Origin of the sequence: Desulfoferrobacter suflitae (genome assembly GCF_022603395.1) — a bacterium.
In the GTDB taxonomy this organism is placed as follows: Bacteria; Desulfobacterota; Syntrophobacteria; order Syntrophobacterales; family Syntrophobacteraceae; genus Desulfoferrobacter; species Desulfoferrobacter suflitae.
This window is the reverse complement of sequence record NZ_JAIBKA010000005.1, coordinates 125357-141140: the sequence shown is the minus strand read 5'-3', so window position 1 is coordinate 141140 and position 15784 is coordinate 125357. Positions and strand designations below refer to the sequence as shown.

14 protein-coding genes are annotated in these 15784 nt (G+C 54.1%); 4 read left to right on the top strand and 10 right to left on the bottom strand.

The features are described 5' to 3' along the window. Window positions 1-123: 123 nt before the first annotated feature. Entirely contained in the window at window positions 124-1809 is a 1686-nt protein-coding gene (gene ettA, locus K1V27_RS10360) for an energy-dependent translational throttle protein EttA (protein WP_258929920.1), read from the top strand. Between the two features lie 16 nt (window positions 1810-1825). Here ettA and K1V27_RS10355 read toward each other — a convergent pair whose 3' ends face one another. The 8 genes from K1V27_RS10355 to K1V27_RS10320 all read right to left on the bottom strand — a co-directional run bounded on the left by K1V27_RS10355 (window position 1826) and on the right by K1V27_RS10320 (window position 10823). Continuing rightward, entirely contained in the window at window positions 1826-2920 is a 1095-nt protein-coding gene (locus tag K1V27_RS10355) for an SDR family oxidoreductase (protein WP_258929919.1), read from the bottom strand. Between the two features lie 54 nt (window positions 2921-2974). Beyond that, window positions 2975-4582, bottom strand: a complete 1608-nt coding sequence (locus tag K1V27_RS10350; protein WP_258929918.1) for a succinic semialdehyde dehydrogenase — start codon at window positions 4580-4582, stop codon at window positions 2975-2977. Window positions 4583-4704: 122 nt separating this feature from the next. Continuing rightward, window positions 4705-5430: a metallophosphoesterase family protein gene (locus K1V27_RS10345; RefSeq protein WP_258929917.1), complete on the bottom strand. Its 726-nt coding sequence runs from the start codon at window positions 5428-5430 to the stop codon at window positions 4705-4707. 4 nt (window positions 5431-5434) lie between these two features. After that, window positions 5435-6163: a phosphoribosylanthranilate isomerase gene (locus tag K1V27_RS10340; protein ID WP_258929916.1), complete on the bottom strand. Its 729-nt coding sequence runs from the start codon at window positions 6161-6163 to the stop codon at window positions 5435-5437. A gap of 15 nt (window positions 6164-6178) precedes the next feature. Continuing rightward, entirely contained in the window at window positions 6179-7420 is a 1242-nt protein-coding gene (locus tag K1V27_RS10335; protein WP_258929915.1) for a class I tRNA ligase family protein, read from the bottom strand. Between the two features lie 42 nt (window positions 7421-7462). Further along, window positions 7463-8686, bottom strand: coding sequence for a bifunctional alpha/beta hydrolase/OsmC family protein (locus K1V27_RS10330; RefSeq protein WP_258929914.1), 1224 nt, complete (start codon window positions 8684-8686; stop codon window positions 7463-7465). Window positions 8687-8728: 42 nt separating this feature from the next. After that, window positions 8729-9157 (bottom strand): alternative ribosome rescue aminoacyl-tRNA hydrolase ArfB, encoded by a 429-nt coding sequence (arfB, locus tag K1V27_RS10325; RefSeq protein WP_258929913.1) that lies wholly within the window; start codon window positions 9155-9157, stop codon window positions 8729-8731. A 574-nt stretch (window positions 9158-9731) separates the two neighbouring features. Next, window positions 9732-10823, bottom strand: coding sequence for an HD domain-containing phosphohydrolase (locus K1V27_RS10320; RefSeq protein WP_258929912.1), 1092 nt, complete (start codon window positions 10821-10823; stop codon window positions 9732-9734). A 574-nt stretch (window positions 10824-11397) separates the two neighbouring features. Between K1V27_RS10320 and K1V27_RS10315 the strand changes: the two genes are divergently transcribed. Both K1V27_RS10315 and K1V27_RS10310 read left to right on the top strand, forming a co-directional pair. Beyond that, window positions 11398-11613, top strand: a complete 216-nt coding sequence (locus tag K1V27_RS10315) for a hypothetical protein (protein WP_258929911.1) — start codon at window positions 11398-11400, stop codon at window positions 11611-11613. Between the two features lie 25 nt (window positions 11614-11638). Beyond that, the gene (locus K1V27_RS10310; RefSeq protein ID WP_258929910.1) at window positions 11639-11794 is read left to right on the top strand and encodes a hypothetical protein; all 156 of its coding nucleotides are present in this window, start codon (window positions 11639-11641) and stop codon (window positions 11792-11794) included. 403 nt (window positions 11795-12197) lie between these two features. On the opposite strand, the gene map is transcribed toward K1V27_RS10310, so the two are convergent. Continuing rightward, window positions 12198-13100, bottom strand: coding sequence for a type I methionyl aminopeptidase (gene map, locus K1V27_RS10305; RefSeq protein ID WP_258929909.1), 903 nt, complete (start codon window positions 13098-13100; stop codon window positions 12198-12200). A 247-nt stretch (window positions 13101-13347) separates the two neighbouring features. Then, window positions 13348-14502 carry a protoglobin domain-containing protein gene (locus tag K1V27_RS10300; protein WP_258929908.1) on the bottom strand — a complete coding sequence of 385 codons (1155 nt, stop codon included), beginning with the start codon at window positions 14500-14502 and terminating at the stop codon, window positions 13348-13350. Window positions 14503-14731: 229 nt separating this feature from the next. Here K1V27_RS10300 and K1V27_RS10295 point away from each other — a divergent pair, with 229 nt between their 5' ends. Further along, window positions 14732-15784 (top strand): Druantia anti-phage system protein DruA, encoded by a 1053-nt coding sequence (locus tag K1V27_RS10295; RefSeq protein ID WP_258928225.1) that lies wholly within the window; start codon window positions 14732-14734, stop codon window positions 15782-15784.

Below are 15784 nucleotides of genomic sequence, written 5' to 3'. Positions count from 1 at the left end.
AGCATTGTTCGGCGCCGAAGGGAACCAGAAAGCAGGCAGCTGCCCCCGATCCATATGAACAGCCACCGCCTGGTTCTGACCAGTTTAGCGTTGCAACGAGGCGTCTTGAAAGGAGCTCAACACATGAGCACAGAACCGAACAAAGTCATTTATTCCATGATCGGAGTCAGTAAGTATCACGACAAAAGGCCCATCTTGAAGGACATTTATCTGTCTTATTTCTACGGTGCCAAGATCGGCGTGATTGGATTGAACGGCTCCGGGAAAAGTACTCTCTTAAGAATACTGGCGGGTGTGGACAAAGACTTCAACGGCAGGACGGTTCTTTCTCCGGGCCATTCGGTGGGTTTTCTCGAGCAGGAACCACAACTGGACGTCAACAAGACGGTTCGGCAGGTTGTGGAGGAAGCGGTGCAGAAAACCGTCGATCTGCTGCAGGAGTTCAACCTCATCAACGAACGCTTTGCAGAACCCATGAGTGATGCTCAAATGAACGATCTCCTCGAGCGCCAGGGTGAAGTGCAGGAAAAGCTTGATGCCTGCGATGCCTGGGACCTGGACGCGCGCCTCGAGATGGCGATGGACGCGCTCAGGTGCCCGCCCGGCGAGACGCCGGTAGACGTTCTGTCCGGCGGAGAAAAGCGCCGTGTCGCTCTGTGCCGGTTGCTGCTGCAGAAGCCCGACATTTTGCTGCTCGATGAACCCACCAACCACCTCGATGCCGAGACCGTAGCATGGCTCGAACATCATCTGCAGCAATACGAGGGCACTATCATCGCCGTCACTCACGACCGCTACTTCCTGGATAATGTTGCCGGTTGGATTCTGGAACTGGACCGCGGTCAGGGGATTCCCTGGCAGGGAAACTACAGCTCCTGGTTGGAGCAGAAGCAGATCCGCCTCAAGCATGAAGAAAAAGCCGAGAGCGAGCGGCAGAAGACCCTGCAACGCGAACTGGAATGGATCCGCATGTCCCCGCGCGGGAGGCACGCCAAATCTAAGGCGCGGATCAGTTCTTATGAATCCCTGCTGGCGCAGGAGAGCGAAAGACAGGCCAAAGACCTGGAAATCTACATTCCTCCGGGTCCCCGACTGGGGAAGGTGGTGATTGAAGCGGATAACGTCACCAAGGGCTACGGAGACAGGCTGCTGGTGGACGGCATGTCGTTTGCCATTCCTCCAGGCGGCATAGTGGGTGTCATCGGACCCAACGGCGCCGGGAAAACCACTCTATTTCGCATGATTACCGGCGTGGAAAGCCCCGATTCAGGCATTTTCCGCATCGGCGAAAGTGTACAGCTGGCCTATGTAGAGCAGGACCGCGACGCCCTCGATCCCAACAGGACCATATGGGAGGTTATTTCCGAGGGGCAGGACAAGGTTCAGCTGGGTAAGCGGGAAGTCAATTCGCGGGCGTACGTGGCGCGCTTCAATTTTTCCGGAGCAGACCAGCAGAAAAAAGTGGGCGTGCTGTCGGGAGGCGAAAGGAATCGTGTTCACCTGGCGCGCATGCTCAAAAAAGGCGCGAATGTACTGCTGCTCGACGAACCCACCAACGACCTGGATGTCAACACCATGCGGGCTCTGGAAGATGCGCTGTTGAATTTTGCCGGGAGCGCGATCGTGATCAGCCACGACCGCTGGTTTTTGGATCGTATCGCAACCCACATCCTGGCTTTTGAAGGAGAAAGCAGTGTGGTCTGGTTTGACGGCAATTACACCGAGTATGAGGTGGATCGCAAGGCGCGCCTCGGGACTGCCGCCGACCAACCGCATCGCATCAAGTACCGTCGATTGACCCGGGCATGAACCGGAGGGGTGCAAGTCACATCATGGCGGCGGGGGATATCCCGGGATGACGCCGCATGAACCGGACTAAATGGCCGGCATAGGAGGCAAACTCGGGGCAGGCAATGGCTGTTCCGTGCAAATCATGCAGCGTGTCGGCGCACAGATAGCGGGTGGGATGCACGAAATACTCGATGGCTTCGGGTTCTATGCGCATCAGCCGATAGACGCCGGGGACGTATTTCAGGGCACCCTTGGCAAGGACTTTGGGGAGAGGCACTTTCACCAGTTTCTTGCCGGTGGCCTTTTCCAGGCTGGTGAGCAGTTGGGCCACGCTGGGTGGTTGCGGAGAGCACAGGTGATAGACCTTGTTTAAGGAAAGATCGAGACTGCTCAGATAAGTGAAGGCGTCGATGAAAAAATCACTGGGGATCAGGTTCACGTGATAACGCCTCGTATCGCCTATGACGGGCACGATGGCGCAGGTCGGTTGACGTAAAATCCACTGAATAATGAAGTAGGGTCCATCATATTTTTGCGTTGCGCCGGTCCGGCTGTTCCCCACGACGATGCTGGGTCGATAGATGGTGGTGGGCAGCCCTTTGGTCATGTGTTCTTGTACCTCAACCTCAGCCAGGTACTTGGTTTCTTCGTAGTAGTTGTTGAAGGATTGGCCCTTCTGCAGATCCTGTTCGGAAAAATCACCGGCATACCGGCCGCTCACGTAGCAAGTGCTGACATAGTGAAAACGGCTCAAGCCCGGACACTCTTCGGCAAAGCGAAGCATGTTGCGGGTTCCCTGTACGTTGATGCGCATACCCACGTGGCGTTTCACTCCCAGGTCATAAACGGCGGCCAGATGGTAGATTTCCCGGATTTTGCCCGTCAGTGAGAGATGGACAGAACCCAGGCCCAGATCGGGTGCGGTGATGTCGCCTTCAACCAGCTTCATCCGCCCTGCCCATTGAGGGTTCCTCTGTTCAATGGCCGCCGCGCGCTGCTGGGCCAGTGCGTGGAACTTGGCTTGTACCAGGCATACCACAGGGGCATCCCCAGGGGACCGCTCCAGCAAACGCTCCACCAGTTCCGAACCAAGAAATCCCGGGAATCCTGTCACAAATGATGCCGCCATGGCTTGCTCCTCGGATGTGCTGTATGATGATGCCGATGGTATGCCTTTGCAGATTCAACGAAGACCCGGAATGTGGCGTAACAGTCGCAGGGCCGCCGTCATGACGCGGGCATAGAATCCGGCCTTGACAAAAGGCCAGGGCCCCACCGGGATAAGGTTTTGCTGCGCGATGGTCTGGGATTCCGTGAATCGGGCAAACCCCTCCACGCCATGCCTGCGGCCGATACCCGAAGCTTTCATTCCGCCCATGGGTGCATCCACCGATCCCCAGGCGGCGGCATACGCTCCATTGATGTTCACCGTGCCGCAACGCATGCGGACAGCAAGCCTTTGGCCCTGCCTGACGTCCCGGGTCCAGATGCTGGCATTCAAGCCAAACGGGGAATCGTTTGCCATGCGTAACGCTTCCTCTATATCTCCAAAGGGGCAGACGGAAACCACGGGTCCGAAGGTCTCTTCCTGCCAAACCCGCATCTCTTGTGTTACCCGGGCGAGGATGGTCGGCTCGTAGAAAAACGGGCCCAAATCCGGCCTGGCCCGTCCTCCGGCAAGAATTACCGCCCCCTTTCGCACCGCATCGCGTACATGTGCGTCAACTTTGTCGAGCTGGCCGCGGGAAATCAGAGAACCCATTCCCACATCAAAATTCTTCTCCGGACCAATTTTCAAGTTGCTCGTTCTTTTTATGAATTGGTGCAAAAAGCGGTCGTATACCGGATCCTGCAGAAAGAGTCGTTCACAGGAGATGCACAACTGCCCGGCGTTGGCGAAGCAGCCGCGTAAAGCGCCATGCACAGCTCTGTCGATATCCGCATCGTGCAGCACCAGCATGGGGTTCTTTCCGCCCAACTCGAGGGAGCACCCGATCAGGTTCTCGCCCGCCTGACGAGCAATCGATCGGCCGGTCGTCGTACTGCCGGTAAAACAGATATAATCCACGCCGGCGATGAGCGGCTTTGCCAGATCGGCACCTGGGCCGGTGACCACCTGCAGGACGTCGCCGGGCAATCCAGCCTCGCGCAGCCACTGCAGCCCCAACAGGGCTGCGAGGGGAGCCTGGCTGTCCGGTTTAACAACCACGGCGTTGCCCGCCAGCATGGCCGGAATGGCATCGGACAGGGTGAGTGTCAGAGGATAATTCCAGGGAGATATGAACCCCACGACGCCGATAGGATGGCGCAATTCCCATGTGCGTGTGAGCAGCGGCAAAGCCCCTTTGCGCCATTTGGGCTGCAGGTAGGATTCCGCCCGGAAGGCGTAGTGCCGGCAGGCCTGGGCTACGTCCAGCACCTCTTCCAGCGCATCGCGGCGGGCCTTGCCGGTTTCCATCTGGAGCAGGTCGAGCATGGTCTCTTGACGCTGCAATATGAGATCATGCAGGCGCAATACAATTTGTTTGCGCTCCCGGACGGGGCTTTCCGCCCACTCCTGCTGAGCTTTACGGGCCCGATTCAGCGCCAGGATCACATCCTCTTGCGTGCAAGCGGGAACCTCAACGATGGGCTCATCCACAGCCGGAGCTCGAACTGCAAAGTTGGTACGCTCTCGGCCCGACGCTCTGGTGATGAGATCCACCAGGTTGTTGAGCAACCCGGGGCGCATTGTTTGAGTCCATAACTGCTGGAAATTCGCTGCGATTGACTGGGCAGGCTGTGTGTTCATGCTTCACTGCTCCCGTGCAAACAAGTACGCGCAAGGAAAATAGGAGGTTTCCACCAGATCTGGAAGCCTTGACGGGCACGGCTCCGCAAATCGTTGTGACCCGAATTCGCCGCTTGAGGATGTTACCACAGTCGTCTGGCATTAACGGACGGCAAACCAAGGCGCAAGATCTTCTCTACGGTGGTGGCAATATCGTATCGGACAAACTTCACTTCAATGGTGCCCGCGGTCGTGTCCCACACGACATACTTGGCTCGGTTGTCACCGTCCCTCGGTTGTCCCACACTCCCCACATTTACAATGTATTTGCAATCCGCCGCCAAAGGGAAAATGCCTTCCGACAGGACCATCGGCGACGATTCTTCCTCGTCCAGCCGGATATATCCCAGATCATGTGTGTGTCCAACGAAGCAGAGGTCCTGCTGCATGGTTCTTGCCAGCTGAAACAGCTGGGAATGAGTCAGTTCGAACAGATAGGTTGAGATGGAAGCGGGGGGAGCACCATGTACAAAGAGGCATCCTTCCTTGACCATAAACGTGTTCAAGCCGCGCATGTATTCAAGTGTTTCCGCGGAAATGAGCCGACCCGTCAGCACAAGAGACCTGCGCGCCACCGGATTAAACCAGTCCAGGCTCAAGGGATCGACAATCCCCAGTTCATGGTTTCCCATGACGCAGGGGATGGCCCTTTCTCGCATGATTCCAACGACATGCTCCGGGTCGGGGCCGTAGCCGACATTATCGCCCAGACAGAAGATTTCATCAATGCCTGAGGCATCGATGTCTCTGAGAACTTCGGTGAATGCCTCGAGGTTGCCGTGGATATCGGAGATAATCGCCAGCCTCATCCTGCTAACTCACCTTCTTTCCGGGGATTCTATCTTGCGTGGAAGAGGCGAACTGGTTTTTTCGCAGTGCGGCGAATGCCCGTTTTGCCGCGGTTACAAAAGAGTTCAGAAGCAGCGGGTCCTTTCTCCCGTCAGGGGCTTCAACCCCCGTGTGCACATCCACCCCGGCAGGCCCCACCCGCAGTACGGCCTGTTTCACATTAGCTGGAGTGAGGCCTCCCGCCAGAATGACGGGTCGTGGAGATGACTCCACGAGCCTGCGGCTGATACTCCAGTCGTGGGTTTTCCCCGTCGCCCCGCAAGCCCCCGTCGATGGATCGAAACTGTCGGTAATGAAAGCATCCACAAAAGGTGCATACTGATTCATGCGGTCTATTAATTCAGGCAGATTACCATCACGAACGATGAGGCTTTTTATCAGGAAAAGGGACGCATCCTTGCTTCTCAGTCGTTCGATCTGTGGAACGGGCGGTTCACCATGTAATTGTACCTTGCTGACGCCGATCCTGCGGCAAAGCTTGCTGATTTCATCAGCCTTTTGCAGGTAGGTGATCACTACCGCCGACCCGCCAAGGTGCAGCTTGTCAATGATTGTCGCCGCCTGGTCACAGGAAATGTCCTGGGGATGGACGGAAAGCCCCAGAGGGAAACCGACCAGATTTACACCGGCAGCGAGAATGTTCCAGGCATCCGCCAAGTCCTTTACGCCGGCAATTTGAATCAAGCCGCTCATATCAGCCGATGCATCCTACCTCAGGTTTAATTGCAACACGTTGTCAATCTGCGCCACTGTCTGCCGAATGGCGTTGGCATCTGCGCGGGTCAGTTTCCCTTGCCTACGGAGTACCACTAGCTCGCGCATGGCTTCATGTAAATTATCAAGAGCCGCCCTCACATTCAGGTCGTCATTCATGCCCTGTTCGAACTCCTGGCGCAGCTTATTCGCCCAATGCCCCCCTCTATCGCCGGGATCTGCGGCAAAACCTGCTCCGGCGGCCAGTTCCTGGAACATTCCCCGAAAAGAATTGAGCCTCTGGCTTGTTTTTTCTAGCTGCTGGTGAGTCAGGTTCAGTTCTTCTCGATGGTGTCCGTAGATCAAATAGAATCGCACCTGTTCGGGATCGTATCCATCCCGCAGGAGGTCCTCCGGGTAGACAATGTTGCCTCTGCTCTTGGACATCTTTTTGCCGTCCACCAGAAGATGCTCTCCATGGATCCAATAACGGGAAAATTCCTTACCCGATACTGCCTCGATAACTGCGATGTTATAATCGTGGTGCCGATACAGATTGTCCACTCCGCCACAGGCTATATCTATCTGGTAGCCGAGGTGCTTGGTTATTATTGCCGGATCCTGAATGTTCCAGGCGGGCCTGCCCCTGCCGATCTCCGTATCCCAGTACAGGGAATCTCCGTCCTTGTAGCCGTGCCACAGGATGAAATCGCCAAGATTCCACCTCCTGCCCGGGTAGGTATCTCTACGAAAGCGCCTCTTCTGTTTGGGCCAGCGCGTCATGTCCAGGCGAAACAACTTGCCGAAATCTTTAAACTGCAGCGGATCATAGAAAATGTCGTTCCCATGCCGGTAAGCATATCCCCTGGCCAGCAAAATTTTGATGAGATGCACGGCCTGGTCTACCGTATTGGAGGATCGCGGAATGAATTCCGGCAGCTTTATCTTGAGCAGTTCGGCATCCTTGGAAAACTGCTGAGCGATGGATTCGGTAATGTCTTGAACCGTTCCGCCTTCCTGTTGCGCTTCGGCAATCGCCTTGTCTTCCACATCGGTCAAGTTGATGACGCGTTCTACCGTATACCCCTGATATTCGAGATAGCGCAGCAGCACGTCTTCCCACAAAAAGCTGCGATAGTTGCCCACATGCGGCTTCCGGTAAATAGAAGGACCGCAGGTAAACATCTTCACGGATCTGGCCCGGTGCGGCTTGAATGGTTCGATTTTTCTGGACATGGTATTGTAGAGATTGAGCATACGATTCCTATCCTTATTTCCGAAGCAGATGTGTTGTTGCTGTCAAGCCTTCAAGTGCGATTCAATGATGGTTTTTCCCTCCAGGGTCCTGTGAACCGGGCACTTATCGGCAATTTCCAAGAGTTTCCGGCGTTGTTCCGGACTGAGCTCCCCCATCAGTTCGATTTCTCTTTGGACACGATCTATTTTGCCATCTTTCTGGAAATCACACTGCTGACAGTCGGAAGCATGAATCTTTTCGTGTTTCAACCGCACCACAATCGCTTCCAGGGGCCATTGCTTGCGATCGGCATACATTCGCAGCGTCATTGAAGTACATGCACCCAAGGCCGCGACCAGCAACCCGTAAGGCGTCGGACCGGTATTTGCTCCCCCCACGGCAAGGGGTTCATCGGCTATCAGACTGTGCTCGTTGACTTGAATTTCAGTTTGATAACCCTTCCTGCCGGTACGCACTACGATTCGGTTATCGGCAAGATCCCTTCGGCGTTTGTCTTCCTGCGCCAGGCCGATGTATTTGTGAGCCCAGGCGGCCAGCACCGAGCCGAGGTAAAGGGAGTCTTCCCGGGCCGAAAGCAAGTGATCGGCTTTGTCCAAAGAAATGAAACTCTTGGGGTGGCGTGCCGTTTCAAATATTTTCCTGGCGTTTTCGATGCCGACAACAGCATCTTGAGGGGAATGGAACAGCAGCAAAGGCCTCCCCAGATTGCGGATTGTATCCTCCATTTGCACCTGTTCCAGGTCCTCGAGAAACTGCTTCTTGATGCGAAACTTTCTTCCTCCCAGAGTGATCTCCGCCTCGCCTCTCTGTTCTATTTCTTGTGTAGTATTCCCCAGGTGACGGGTCACACTGGAGGGATCGGCAGGCGCAGCAATGGTGGCCACCGCGGCACATGAATCGATGCGCCCGGCCGCCTGCAACACCGCGGCTCCCCCCAGGGAATGTCCGATCAGCAGCTTGGGAGCTGCGAAGTTGTCCTTCAAGAAATCAGCCGCCGCTGCCAGATCGGCCACGTTGGATGAAAAATTCGTCTCGGCAAACTCCCCCTCACTTTCTCCCAGCCCGGTGAAATCGAAGCGTAATACACCTATGCCCTGTCTGGTCAGTGCTCTGTCAATATTGACCACCGCATTCAAATTCTTGGTGCACGTGAAGCAATGGGCAAAAATGGCGTATGCGAAGGGTTTTTCATCCAGCGGCAGGTCCAATCGACCAGCCAGTTCGTGTCCCTCATGATTTTTGAAAAGAATTTTCTGGAATTGCATTGTTGCCTCCAGCGAGCCAGATAAACCCAGGCCGCCCGATCTTCAGTGGTCATCGTCTCGCACAGCCCTGCGCCGTTTTTTCAGTTGTCCCTTGAATTTCTTTTCCTTGATGCGAATCTCTCTTGAGGCTCGTGGAATACGGGTTCGCTTGCGCGGTTTATTGCGCCTCAAGGCCTTGCGCAGCCATTCTGTGAAGTTTTCAAGGGCGGCGTTGCGATTGGCGGACTGGCTGCGATGTTGCTGACAATCTACCTGCAAGACTCCCTCCCTGTTGATCCGCGTCGCCAATCGCCTCAGCACGAGCTGCTTTTGGCTGTCTGACAAACTTGCCGAATGGAGGACGTCAAACCAGAGTGTCACCCGTGTGTTTACTTTGTTGACATTTTGCCCACCCGGTCCACTGCTTCGGGAAGTAGTGAACTTCAATTCGTACTCTGGGATGGCAACTTTTTGACTGATTTTGATCATCATTGTCAACCCCCCGGCATTCTTCCTTGGTCACTGCCCAGAAGACTGCTCGAGAATTGAGTTCGAGTGCTTTTCAGTCATTCCGGCAGTGGCCGGAATCCGGTGATCCTGCAGTCCTCCGGATTTTGACCTGCGTCGGAATGAAAATGATCCAGCAGTTTCGAGCGGTTCCTGGGTGTTGAGGCACCGAACCGGTCTTTTCAAGATTCTCCTGCCGGTTGTTTGTTTGCCGGCTGTTTGCTTCTTTTTGCTTGACATAGTTGTCATGTCTGTTATGAGGATTAAATCCTTCCCAATCTCAGTTTGGTGAAGGATGAGCTGCATTTGTTGTGCAGAAAGACCGATCGCGGGTGAACAGAGAGGGCAAGGGAAGCCGCGCAGCCTGCAAGCACCCGAATTTGATTTCCCAACTTCTCTCTTTTTCTCCATTGGGGGGCGAGTCTCGGGCAGAACGTAGAGGGGCTAACCGAGGCTCCTCCCCATGTTTTTTCTGCGGGATGACTCACTGTAGACTCCGATCCGGCCATTGACATAGAAGAGGGTGCGTGATCGGGCGAATCGCCGCGCGGTCCGGCATTCACTCAAACTTGAACGCGTTCTCTCTAAAGGTCTTCAGACAAGCATCAACCACTTCCACATCGTAGAGAATCCCCCGCATTTCGGAAATGTGCTCCAGAGCAGTGGCGATTCCAAGGCCCGGCCGATAAGGTCGATGCGAGGCCATCGCCTCGACCACATCAGCCACTGCCAAAATCCTTGCTTCAAGCAGAATCTGATTGCCCCGCAGACCCTGCGGATACCCGGAGCCATCCAGCCTTTCGTGGTGTTGCAGGACGATCTTGGCGATTGGCCACGGGAACCGTATGTTTTTGAGGATGTCGTAACCCACTTGCGGATGTGATTTAATCAGCGAATATTCGAGCTCATTTATCCGTCCGGGTTTGCTGAGAATTTCGGCCGGCACGGCAATCTTGCCGACATCATGGATAACCCCCGCCATCCTGATTCCGTCCTGCTGCTGCTCGGATAGCCCCATGCTTTGGCTTATGGCGTGAACCAGTTCGACCACTCGGCGTTGATGCCCCGCGGTGTAGGGATCCCGCATTTCCACGGTCAACGCCATGGCTTCAACAATCCCTTCCATTGCCTGTCGATAGTCGTACAGTGTTTTTTCCAGAACAGCTTCACGTTCCCGTAATTGGCGTTCCTTAGTCTCAAGTGTATGGACCGTGGCACGGAGCTCCCTTGTGCGGATCTCAACGATCTGTTCAAGACTCTGACGGTTGATTCGGTTGTCAATTTCCAGTTGCCGTCTGCGCAAGGCATTGGTAACGTTAATCAATATTTCGTTGGCCTCAAATGGCTTGATGATGTAGCCGTAAACGCCGATATCCAGCGCTGTTCTGGCAACTTCCGGATCATCTATGGCGGTTACGGTGATGGCGGCCGTGTTCTGATGTTCACCAAGGATAAACCGCAGCAACTGCAGCCCCGACTCCCCGGGCATATTCAAATCGCACAGAACCAATTCAAACCGTTCGTCCTTAAACAACTGGCGGGCCTCCCTTGCATCGGCAGCCAGTTCGCAATCATACCCTTTCATTTCGAGCAACTGCCCGAGCAGTCGTCGAATCGGTTCTTCATCATCAACAATCAGTATTCTAGCCATGCGCTCTCTAATTCTCCCCAAACCCAGCCGGCCAGTGATGGCGGGAAAAAAGCGGCCCCGTTGTCTCGTGCCAAATCCATCGTCACAGCAGCGCAATCATCTTACCTGTTCTGAACAGAGCCAGTTTATTCGATCATCATCTGATCGTGTCGTCGGAGCGTTGCTGAAGGCATCCCAACGTTATGTGCCGGACGGCTATTGAACTGTCTCGCGCTGAGTGTTGATTGTGGCTGTAATTGGGCCATTTGTCAAAACAATTGCCAAGCGAGCCGGGCGTAATCTGCGTGTCACCGCGGCCCATCAGCCCAATACCCACGCCCACTCGTCCAGGCAGCGTGAATGGCATCTTGCGAGCGACACCATGCTCAACCGAAGGTGCAAGAGCGGCCCCGACGTCGGCCAAGGTCAGCACAAGGTGAAGCAACAACCCGGGTGGTTGAAGATTGATGGAAAGTTATTAATTTTAAGAACAGACACAGACAAGGAAAGATAACCTGATGGCATTCGTTCCGGCGGGGGAAGACCGTCTCCCGGTTTCACCTCGGGTGGAAGCGAAGCGGAAGGAGGTTTCAATATGGATGAAAAGGCTGAACTCAACCAATATCTCTATGATTTGGTCGGCACGGAAGGATGCGGCGTGTCGTGTGGCAATGCTGACATCCTGCATGATGAAGAAGGCTGGAAGCTCATGATGGAAGGCTTTATGGAACCCTGGAAGCTTGGCCGGACCATCACTGAAGCCAAGGCAAGCCTGAAAGAATATGTGTCACAAGGTTTTGGAATCGCCTGATGGCGATACGAAGGAGAATAAGATCATGGCGGAAAAAAAGTTTGAATGCGTAGCCTGCGGCCAGGAGTTTGACCGGGAAATGGCCGTCAAGGAGTGCCGCATGTGTCATCGCAATTACTGTGACGAATGCATCAGTGCGGAAGGCATATGCGTTCCTTGCGACGAAAAGGATGCGAACTAAGCAAGTTTGCTGAGTGGATCCAAAAGTACATTGTGCGCGCCCTGCCGGGCAAAAGAAAAGCCAATCGGCGGGGCTAACCGGTTGGCTTCAAAGAGGAGGAAAGAGTTTAATTTCGCAGTCAAAGAGCAGAGCAATTACTATGCCAAAGAAAATTTTTGACGGTGAAGCCGCATTAAGTCACGGCCCTTGCAAGCGACGTGAAATTACTATACGCCATTATCGCGCCATATAGACGTTAAACACGCCACAATCACGACAAATCGCGCCGAAGCGATGGGAAAGCCTGGCAACGCAAGAACTCTTCAGCGGGGATAGCCATCAACTCATGAGGCGGCGCCGGCAGATCTTCTCCGGCGGGCAGTCTGGCGCGGCGCACGCCGTTGTGATTTGCCGCGACGCGGTGTCAATCAAATGGGGTCAGGCTCTCAACTCCGTCTTCGGTCACCACAACGGTTTGTTCAAATTGCGCAGACAGAGAGCCATCCCTGGTCACCGCCGTCCACCCGTCATCCAGAATCAACAGTTCCTTGCCTCCAAGGTTGATCATGGGTTCAATGGTGAAGACCATTCCCGGCGCCAGCCGCACGCCTTCCCCTCTCCTTCCATAGTGGGGAACCTGGGGAGGCTCGTGAAAGTCAAACCCTACTCCGTGGCCCAGGAATTCTCTCACCACCGAACACCCCTGCCCCTCGGCATAACGTTGAATCGCCCAGCCGATATCTCCAATGGTGTTTCCGGGGCGCACCATTGAAATTCCCACCTTGAGGCTCTCATGGGCCACACTGACGATTTTCCGAGCGTCCGGATTGGGGCTTCCCAAGATGAAGGTCTTGTTAGCGTCGGCATAGTAGCCATTAAGGATCGAGGTCACATCTACATTGACGATGTCACCCTCGCGCAAAATCCTTTCCCCCGGAATGCCGTGACAAATGACCTCATTGACCGACACACAGACACTTTTGGGAAATCCCCGGTAGTTCAGGGGTGCCGGTATGGCGCCGTGCTTGATGGTGTATTCGTGCACCAGCGTATTGATTTGATCCGTGGAAATTCCCGGCTTGATCGCCTGCTCCACGTAGTCAAGGGTATCCGTGACGAGTTTGCCCGTCAGACGAATGGCGTCGATATCCGATTTTTGTTTGAGTCGAATCTTGTATCTTTGGTAATAGGAATCCTTCATGACGTTCGCTGTTTTTCCTCTTATCGGCCCACTCTCGGTGAGGCAACATTTCTTATATTTGAGGCCGCTGCCACAAGGGCAGGGATCATTTCGGCCGAGTTTCAAGTTGCTTGATTTCAATACCATCCTCAAAAACCTGTCTTTCGAATTTGATCAGTCCACAGCAGGATGTTCCGTTGTCCGCTGGAATCGGCAGGGTATCCATCCCCTTCAAGCATAAATCCTCTGTCGGCAATACTCAAGCGCGCCAGAGCAGGGTGACATGGTTGTGATACTGTGTGGCCGGCAACCATGTGTGTGATACTTCGTGACATCCCATGTTTCCGCACGATGCTGGTGCACTGCACAGACTGCCTGCTTGTATCGCGAGACTTCAAGCCGGCTCCGCTTTTGGCAAGACCACCATGCATTTTGTTCCTCTGCCGGGGACCGGTTCGATGGTGACCGTGCCAAGATTTTTGCGGGCAATCATTCTTGCAATGGGGAGGCCGAAACCTGTTCCCGTAGGTTTGGATGAGTAAAAGGGGGTATATAAATTGTCGAGCTGGTCTTTGTCTGGGGGAATACCGGTGTTGAAGATCTCGACATGTACGAATCGTTCACTGGAATCGCCTCCCGAAGAGACTCTCAGATAAGGATCATTCAAGTCCATCGCCTCAAAGCTGTTTTCAACGAGATATCGAAACATCACTTGCAGGTCCCGGGTATCGGCTTTGACCAGGGTAAACCCGGGGTGAAAGATCAGTTCAACGACCGCGTTGTTGATTCCCTTTGCCTCTTTGACCTGCGCGATCGTGCTGGACAGGATTTGCTGCAGCGAATTCACGGTGAATTGCGGATCTTCCCGAAAAATCTCATTGTACACCCCGATGTCCGTAACCATCCTCTCGAGCCGTCTGGTTTGCGATATGATCGATTCGAGCATTTGGCTGTCTTTGCCGCTCGATTCAATTTTTCTCTGGAGCCGCAAGATATTGCCGCCTATAACCGTGATGGGATTTCTCACCTGGTGTGCGACCCCTTTTATCACTTCCAAATCGCACCGTGTGGTGGCCGTCACATAGGCATCGGTTGCCACCAACACACAGAGATCGAGCATTTTATCAACGGTCGAAGTGACCTGCGGTCGCGCAGCGGAGGGCACCTGGGACTGGATAATTCGGTGGCAGAATTGTCGCGTCGCAGCGTAGCCAAGATTGACATATCTCTGATCGACATTGACATCCACGTGTCTTATGCCGCTCTTCCAAAGGAAGCTCAAAAATTCTTTATTCAACCGCTCCTTGAACAACGACTCGAACCAGTTGGACAAGGTTTTGGCAAGTCGTCTCGCAGGCTTGTCGTGATCTATGATAATCCGGGTGCGCGGGATAGCGTAAAAATAGTCATAGAAATATCGGCCAAATTCGTCCCCGTGGCTGACAAATGTGTCACGATAGGGAGCCAGAAAGTCGAGTTCTTCATCGCTTATGCCGAGCTCTGCCAGGAAAAAAGCCAGACGATCATGTGGCACCGGGATATTCAACATGCTGCTGCACCTCATTGTCCGATTTGCACTCAGACACGAATAATAACATCAAAAACCCGAATTACAATGGATCAAGTGTCTGCAGAAGCGTCCTCAGAAATACCGCACGGTGAATAGGTGCTCTATATATTTTCCAGTAAACTCCATGACTTACACTTATTTCTGGTCAACTGCCTCCCATTGGTGTATAGAAAGTACGCTACTTACTTCACTTTGGAGGTGATCCACGTTGAACCTATGGGAGGTCCATGTCAGGCCCGTTGAGCGATCAGAGGAAGGTCGCTATCAGGAAGTGATGGATGAGCATCATTATCTGGGACGCATGCCTAAGATCAGCGAAACGCTTTGGTACATTGGCCTATGGCGCAACCAGTGGGTGGCGCTTCTGAGCTTTTCCGCCGCCGCATGGAAGTGCGCGGCGCGGGACCAATGGATCGGTTGGAGCCCACGCCATCAGTATGATCGGTTGAAACTGGTAGCCAACAACAGTCGTTTTCTTATTCTTCCCGACTGGCACTTTCCGAATTTGGGCTCTCGCGTCTTATCATTGTGCCAGAAGAGAATCCCTCGCGATTGGCAAGATATCTTTGGCCATCCTTTGTTGTTGCTTGAAACCTTTGTGGACCCTCGACGCTTTCAGGGCACCGTCTATAGAGCAGCTAACTGGCACTGTGTCGGTCAGACCAGGGGCTTCCGCCGCACCGGCAATGGCTACAGTGCTAGAACCCACCCGCCCAAAATGATCTTCGTAAGACCACTGCGACCCAATGCACGAGAGTTGCTCTCGCGCCCACTTCTCGAATCGGCCTTTAATACAGGAGGAGCCAAAATCATGATTACTGCCGAGCATATGCAGTCTTTGCCGCAATTCTTCACCGATATACCAGATCCCCGTCGTGCACAAGGACGTCGCCACAGGCTTTCAACCGTACTCGCCATCGCGGCCGGTGCAATCTTGTGCGGAATGCGAGGCTATAAGGCTATCACCGACTGGGCAAACAGCCTTGGCCAAAAGGCGCGTGAACGTTTCAGGTGTCGTGTGGAAAACGGCCGATGTGTGGTTCCAAGCGAATACGTCTTCCGGAATGTCCTTATCCGTGTCGATCCACTGGACCTGGACCACGCCCTGCAAAATTGGAATAAAACCCACGGCGAAAAGGATGAAAGCCTGGCAATCGACGGCAAGGTCATGCGCAATGCTATCGATGAGCAGGGCTATCAGACCCACATCATGAGCGCCATTGGTCATCAGACCAAGAATTGCTACACCCAAAAAAAGTAG

Excerpts from the sequence above, each read along its gene's own strand:
- arfB (WP_258929913.1), bottom strand. The coding sequence starts at position 9,157 with ATGATGATCAAAATCAGTCAAAAAGTTGCCATCCCAGAGTACGAATTG.
- K1V27_RS10300 (WP_258929908.1), bottom strand. The coding sequence starts at position 14,502 with ATGTTGAATATCCCGGTGCCACATGATCGTCTGGCTTTTTTCCTGGCA.
- K1V27_RS10330 (WP_258929914.1), bottom strand. The coding sequence starts at position 8,686 with ATGCAATTCCAGAAAATTCTTTTCAAAAATCATGAGGGACACGAACTG.
- K1V27_RS10350 (WP_258929918.1), bottom strand. The coding sequence starts at position 4,582 with ATGAACACACAGCCTGCCCAGTCAATCGCAGCGAATTTCCAGCAGTTA.
- K1V27_RS10345 (WP_258929917.1), bottom strand. The coding sequence starts at position 5,430 with ATGAGGCTGGCGATTATCTCCGATATCCACGGCAACCTCGAGGCATTC.
- K1V27_RS10340 (WP_258929916.1), bottom strand. The coding sequence starts at position 6,163 with ATGAGCGGCTTGATTCAAATTGCCGGCGTAAAGGACTTGGCGGATGCC.
- map (WP_258929909.1), bottom strand. The coding sequence starts at position 13,100 with ATGGTATTGAAATCAAGCAACTTGAAACTCGGCCGAAATGATCCCTGC.
- K1V27_RS10335 (WP_258929915.1), bottom strand. The coding sequence starts at position 7,420 with ATGCTCAATCTCTACAATACCATGTCCAGAAAAATCGAACCATTCAAG.
- ettA (WP_258929920.1), top strand. The coding sequence starts at position 124 with ATGAGCACAGAACCGAACAAAGTCATTTATTCCATGATCGGAGTCAGT.
- K1V27_RS10315 (WP_258929911.1), top strand. The coding sequence starts at position 11,398 with ATGGATGAAAAGGCTGAACTCAACCAATATCTCTATGATTTGGTCGGC.
- K1V27_RS10355 (WP_258929919.1), bottom strand. The coding sequence starts at position 2,920 with ATGGCGGCATCATTTGTGACAGGATTCCCGGGATTTCTTGGTTCGGAA.
- K1V27_RS10320 (WP_258929912.1), bottom strand. The coding sequence starts at position 10,823 with ATGGCTAGAATACTGATTGTTGATGATGAAGAACCGATTCGACGACTG.
- K1V27_RS10310 (WP_258929910.1), top strand. The coding sequence starts at position 11,639 with ATGGCGGAAAAAAAGTTTGAATGCGTAGCCTGCGGCCAGGAGTTTGAC.